Source organism: Bacillus sp. ISL-18 (genome assembly GCF_018613415.1).
Lineage (GTDB): Bacteria > Bacillota > Bacilli > Bacillales > Cytobacillaceae > Neobacillus.
Genome location: NZ_JAGGQG010000038.1, coordinates 1 through 5,447, shown reverse-complemented (window position 1 = coordinate 5,447; position 5,447 = coordinate 1). Strand labels below are relative to the sequence as shown.

General features: G+C 33.3%; 5 protein-coding genes and 1 riboswitch. Of the genes, 2 read left to right on the top strand and 3 right to left on the bottom strand.

Annotation, left to right across the window (positions count from 1 at the left end):
- Positions 1 to 566: 566 nt before the first annotated feature.
- Together J7E81_RS29890 and J7E81_RS30785 are read right to left on the bottom strand one after the other, a co-directional pair.
- Positions 567 to 1,406 (bottom strand): tyrosine-type recombinase/integrase, encoded by an 840-nt coding sequence (locus J7E81_RS29890; protein WP_215047770.1) that lies wholly within the window; start codon positions 1,404 to 1,406, stop codon positions 567 to 569.
- A 1,147-nt stretch (positions 1,407 to 2,553) separates the two neighbouring features.
- Complete coding sequence (locus J7E81_RS30785) at positions 2,554 to 2,673, bottom strand: anti-repressor SinI family protein (RefSeq protein WP_215047769.1); 120 nt, start codon at positions 2,671 to 2,673, stop codon at positions 2,554 to 2,556.
- Positions 2,674 to 2,700: 27 nt separating this feature from the next.
- Positions 2,701 to 2,784: riboswitch (cyclic di-GMP riboswitch) on the bottom strand.
- 540 nt (positions 2,785 to 3,324) lie between these two features.
- Between J7E81_RS30785 and J7E81_RS29880 the strand changes: the two genes are divergently transcribed.
- Both J7E81_RS29880 and J7E81_RS29875 read left to right on the top strand, forming a co-directional pair.
- Positions 3,325 to 3,702, top strand: a complete 378-nt coding sequence (locus J7E81_RS29880; protein ID WP_215047768.1) for a hypothetical protein — start codon at positions 3,325 to 3,327, stop codon at positions 3,700 to 3,702.
- Positions 3,703 to 4,334: 632 nt separating this feature from the next.
- Positions 4,335 to 4,562: an AAA family ATPase gene (locus J7E81_RS29875; RefSeq protein WP_215047767.1), complete on the top strand. Its 228-nt coding sequence runs from the start codon at positions 4,335 to 4,337 to the stop codon at positions 4,560 to 4,562.
- 206 nt (positions 4,563 to 4,768) lie between these two features.
- Here J7E81_RS29875 and J7E81_RS29870 read toward each other — a convergent pair whose 3' ends face one another.
- Positions 4,769 to 4,972 carry a cold-shock protein gene (locus J7E81_RS29870; protein WP_215047766.1) on the bottom strand — a complete coding sequence of 68 codons (204 nt, stop codon included), beginning with the start codon at positions 4,970 to 4,972 and terminating at the stop codon, positions 4,769 to 4,771.
- Positions 4,973 to 5,447 lie beyond the last annotated feature (475 nt).

The following is a 5,447-nucleotide window of genomic DNA, read 5'->3' as shown; positions in this document are numbered from 1 at the left end:
GTCCAAAAATATCCTTTCAAGTGAAGATCCTCCAACTATAAAGGCATTTACCGATAGGTAAACAACTATGAGATTCTAAGAAAACATGAGTAAATCGGTGTTTTCGCTTCTTTTATTGAGGGAGTTTAGTGAAGGAAGGAAAATTTAGGATATTTGTGGAATAAGAATAAAAAGGTTAATATTTTCTCATTTATTATGCAATCTGGGTATGGAGGAACTAAATATGAAATATTCGAAAAGTACAAATCTCGCTATAATTTCATTTATTATCGTTTCTACTCTTGTACTATCTTTAAATAAGGTTGGTCCATTACAAGGGCAATTACGTATGCTAGGTTTCTCTTTATTTACTTTGCTATGTATATGTATCGGTATTATGGTTAGAAAATCCCCCTGGAGGCTAGTTGGGACAATCGCTTATTGGTTAATTTTTGGACTCACGCAGATGATTAAATGATTTTAGACCTCACTGTTAATTCAATAAAAACTTATATGTGAAGTATTGTACTTACGCTAACGGGTCGATAGTGCAAAAAAACAGCGGACCTCCGCTGCTTTTTGTTTTTCTAAAAATATTTTATATAAAATTCTCTTCTAATACTCCCACTTAATTGAGCATAAATCCTAGTGGTCTCGCTTTTTTCGTGCCCTAGTAAACTTTGAATAACATCAATGGGAGCTCCATTGTTCAATAGGTGTGTGGCATAACTGTGGCGTAGTTGGTGTGGATGAATTTCCTTGTTAATCCCAGCCCGACTTGAAATTCGCTTTATAATGTATCTCTTTTGAGCAATACTCATTTTATGTGGGTACCGTTCAGTGACAAATATAGCTGGATCTTTATCCTGCCGTTGGTCTAGGTATCGTTTCAGCCATATTTCACAACATATATTGAAATAAACCTCCCTTTCTTTATCTCCTTTCCCAATCACTATTGCTGAGCGATTCGACCAATTAATACAATTCTTTTCAAGGGAAACAATTTCACCTATTCTACACCCTGTTGAAAACATAAATTCAAATAACGCCTTCTCCGCTGGAGTAAAGCACGCTTCCCTCAAAAGTTCGATTTCCTTATCTGTTGAAAATTTTGGAATTCGTTTACCTTGTTTAGGTTCTTTGATTTTTGTAGCTGGATTCTTTGAAATATACCCTTCCTCGTGTGACCAACGAAATATTGATTTAATGAACCGAATTCTATGAGCTAAACTTGATGGTTTTAAGTGCTCGCTGGATTTGGCTAAGTATCCTTTCAAATGATCCGTAGTCACAGATTCAATACTCACATCGTTAAAATATTGAATGAGTAGCTTTGATTGAAGTCTATATGCTTTTAGTTTTTGTGGAGAAAACCCTTCAATCTTTTTATCCGATTCGTAAAGTTCCCAAGATTTTGATAACAGCAAATTAAATCCCTCCTAAAATGGCTTTATTTAGAGGAATTATTGACTTCATTATAGAAATGAAAACATTTGTTATTGAACTATCGGACAGTTTACTTGAAGAAGGAATTGGGGTTTTATGGTAAAATGTTATCATTACTTTTTCTTTGTTACAGGGGTTGTTTAGATTGAAAACAGTAAGGGGCTGAGCTATTGTGAAAAAAATTAAAAATATGACATTAACGGTTTTTCTGTCTCTTTTCTTGCTTATATTTCTCTCTGTGTTTATTTACATAATGTATAGTTCGGGAGCCAGTCCTTTAATAATTTTAGGGGTTATAATTTTGGCTATATTTCTTTTTTATCTTGGACTTATGTAGATTTCAGTAAGCTAAAATTTTCGACTTGCCAATCCGATTATTGTTATTTTATCTAATTCTCAATTTTCTTCTTGAATTAATGCCTATTTCATTAAGTTTGTGAATCAATCTACTTAAGCTAACGGGGGTTAATGTTAAAGGTGGGACTGCTGCGGCGATCCCATTTCTTATTGAGTTAACGTGGCAGATTAGCTTCAAAATGGAATTTTTGCTGACAGGGTTATATTTCCTATGTCCATGTATAGAACCATTCGATTAATATAATAATGACGATATTATTTGGAGTGGAGGGAAATGTCTTTAAATGATCAACTTCAAAATACCTAAAGGATACTTATTAAAATTTTTGTATTTTGGTTTGCTCTATTTGCTATATATATTAGTGGGTGAGATTTGGTTCACAACGTTATACGCCCACGATAATTGGATAAACCTAAGCGGAATATTGGAGCGTTGTTGTTTCATCCAATTGAATCCAGCCTTTTCCCAAATCTATATACACAAGACGACGTAGGAGAGCAGGGATTCTTATGTTTATGATTGCTATTCCACATTGGGCTGCTATGATCCTCTCTTTTTTCTTATCCGATAAATTAAAAATGCGATGATTAAAAGGTTGAATATCCTGTGCGATTCTTCAAAAAGAAGGTCGCCTTTTTTCCTTTTGCATAAGAAAGATTGTAAAATGTTGTACTTAAACTATCGGGGCAGAATAGTTGAATAAAAGATTGATCGTTATGTCATCCTTGAACGAAATTGCGAAGTAAATAAAAAAAATAACCTCATAGAGGTCATGATGATTTTTTTAGAAATTCTTTAATTTCATCAATAGAAATTCCTAAATTTCGAGCCTCCAAAATGAGGTCAAGCCATTCTTTGTCTATTTCTTTTTCACTCGCAGTTACTGTCACTTTGTTTCCCCCTAAAATATGACTGTTTTAGGCAACTCAGCCGTCATAGTTTTGAACCTTAGACCTGTAGCTTTGCGTCCCAATCTTTCGAAAGGTTTGCCCTTTTCTAATAAATGTAAAATCACTCCTGCAATAGACTATATTTCTTTAGTGTAACGAAGTAATGAAATACCAAAAATTTCGACACGAGAAGAAAATGGTGGTTTCTTGTTATTGAGTTCGAATTTGTTTACCACAAGTAAGACATTTACCAGTGTAATAGTCAATTTTATGTACCTTTTTAATCAAACAAATTAAGGATTTTAAATTCATTTAATACATCTCCTTTGTATTTTGTTCCTAATAAGGTATTATATGGTACTTTATAAAGAATTAATTGAAAAATTTGTCGAAAAAATACGTGAAAAAATCGACAAAGTTAGCGAAATTGATAAGTTCGTATTTCGAATAAATTGTGCATTAGTAGGAAATTCCTTGTTAACTAAAGGAATAAGTAAGAAAGAAATGTGAAGAAATGCACTTAAAGTAACGGATGCATTACTGAAACAGCAGTAATGCTTTTTCTAATTGAAGTAGCTGGCGTTTGTTCCAGAAGGATTGATCATTTTATGGTAATATTTAGGTAGCTGGAATATTGTTAGGGGGACAGTTATGGATGCTTCGCTTGTTTCGGAGATTTTATTAATACTGATTGTTTTAATTGGTCTTATTATTACATTGAAATACATTAGACCAATGATACCACTACCTGGGGTTACTGTGTATAAATCCACTGGACTAAAAGTGGACTATCCTTTGGTTGATTTGGAGAAAAAAGAAGTTACTGGTATCGTATCATTTAAAAATAAGAAATGTATGTCGGTAATTGTAAATTTCCAATCCGATACTGTTAAGGTTAAAGGTAGTATAGAGAATATTCGAAAAGAACAGTATGATAGTGACTATATAAATATGATTAAAGACCATGCTAAATTTTTCGTTGAAAACAAAATTAGTAACCCTAAAAAATATTATGAACAATTAATTTAAGCTAATCCTTCTTGAACAAACTGGGATTGAGTGAAAGGTCAATTTCAACAATGATCGCTGCGGCGGTCGTTTTTTGTTATTGAAGTAACGGGGCAGGTTAGTAAAAGAAGGAATTGTTACTAAAATTATAGAATATCAATGAACATATAACCACCCACATTATAATATGTTTCTTGGGAGGGCGAACAGTAAAAAAAGCAATCAACAAAATGTATGATTATCTATGTTGGGATAACGATTGACTAAAAATAGGGGTTAGAAGTGTAGTGGAAATTTTGTGGAAAGATTTTAATACTCAATTGAATTGTGAAGTGTTGTACTTAAGCTAACGGGTACAAGAGTCGAAGAACAGTGCTGTCATTACGGCAGGTTTTTATTCTTGTGCTAAAGAAAAAGTTTAGTTGAAGATCGATGTACAATTTGTGTTCCAAATCGGGCCAGATTGTGGAACACAATGGGACACATTATGAATCAAAAAGTTTAATATAACACCCAGTGAATTTTATTTAGGTAAGTGGGATATTTTTCTGTTAAATACAGTCTAATAGATATTATTTATACTTTGGAATTAACTTGGTATTAAACCAAATAAAAGTTAAAATAAAATATATAAATAAGGAAATGGTGATTAAATGATTCTGGGTGTTTTTATTAATGGTTTTAAATCGTATGCACAAACCGCATATATACATCTATGTAAAAATGATAAATATAAATTTACAACTATCGTTGGTAAAAATGGAACTGGTAAGAGTGCAATTTTAGAGGCATTAAATTGCTACTTTAAACAGGGGGCGTGGAATACCAATAGAAATAGTAAAAATAAGGCTGTTTTCGTAAATATTGTTGCTATACCATAAGGCTATAACAAAGAAAACTCGCATTCGAAAACTGCGAGTTTTTGTTATTTAAGGATTTTCTTATTAAACTAAAGCACCCGTTACTTTAAGTGCAATTCATCACAATCTTTATTCCCCCTACCCCTTTATGAGTGGGGGTTCTTTGTTTCACAGAAAAAAGAAAAGCAGACTCCCATAAAAGAGCCTGCCTTCCCTGTTTTGTAAAATTAAGCAGCTTTACGTACGTTTGAAGCTTGAGGTCCACGTTGACCTTGCTCCACATCAAAAGTAACTGCTTGACCTTCTTCTAAAGTTTTGTAACCTTCTCCTTGAATCGCTGAGAAATGAACGAATACATCGACTCCATCTTCACGTTCGATGAATCCGAAGCCTTTTTCGCCATTAAACCATTTTACATTACCTTTTTCCATTTGTATTGCCTCCTAGTGTGTAAACACACACAATGTAATACTATCCCTGCTCTCAGTGATCATCAAGATGAAAAGTTACAAATCCTTTACACCGAACAAAAATAATTCTCTTTAATCATAACATTTTTTGTAAAAAATGTAAAGATACAGAAAAATCCATTGAGCTCACTATTTCTTTATGATAATAATTGCCGTATATTTTGTATCAGGATTCACTCCATATTCTGTGTGCATGCTTACAGCTTACAGCAAGAGGAACAGAATTTAACATCTATCAGCTTTCCTTCCTCTAGTTGCTAGGGATAGAGTATTGGACAAGTAGTCTCAGGGACAAGGGACCTGTCCCCTTGTCCCATTATTCGGGAAAACATTGAAGTAAAAGGAAATGACAAAAGTATACTCAAGTACAAAGCGGTGATTATGCTTGGTCCCCCCTATGATCAGAGTTCATATTTACAAAGGGGTAGGAGATCAA

What these genes read in the sequence shown, in the direction of transcription:
- J7E81_RS29880 (WP_215047768.1), top strand. Translation starts at nt 3,325, where the DNA reads ATGGATGCTTCGCTTGTTTCGGAGATTTTATTAATACTGATTGTTTTA.
- J7E81_RS29875 (WP_215047767.1), top strand. Translation starts at nt 4,335, where the DNA reads ATGATTCTGGGTGTTTTTATTAATGGTTTTAAATCGTATGCACAAACC.
- J7E81_RS29870 (WP_215047766.1), bottom strand. Translation starts at nt 4,972, where the DNA reads ATGGAAAAAGGTAATGTAAAATGGTTTAATGGCGAAAAAGGCTTCGGA.